This is a genomic window from Pantoea sp. GbtcB22 (genome assembly GCF_019091025.1).
Lineage (GTDB): Bacteria > Pseudomonadota > Gammaproteobacteria > Enterobacterales > Enterobacteriaceae > Pantoea > Pantoea leporis.
Genome location: NZ_JAGXKB010000967.1, coordinates 1 through 231, shown reverse-complemented (window position 1 = coordinate 231; position 231 = coordinate 1). Strand labels below are relative to the sequence as shown.

The 231-nt window shown below is 63.6% G+C and carries 1 protein-coding gene; it reads right to left on the bottom strand.

From position 1 onward, the window contains the following. Nucleotides 1-231, bottom strand: a 231-nt coding sequence (locus tag KVT28_RS27200; protein ID WP_217551453.1) for an IMP dehydrogenase, incomplete at both ends; no start/stop codon positions are given.

The window sequence follows — 231 nt, the reverse complement described above, 5'->3', positions numbered from 1 at the left end:
GATGCCGCCATCAGCGATAACCGGAATGCCGGTGCCTTCCAGCGCGGCAACCGCATCAGAAACCGCGGTGACCTGTGGCACGCCAACACCAGTGACGATACGCGTGGTACAGATTGAGCCAGGACCGATCCCCACTTTCACCGCGCACACGCCGGCCTGCGCCAACGCCAATGCGCCTGCGCCGGTGGCAACGTTGCCGCCGATGATTTCCAGGTCCGGGTATTTTGCACG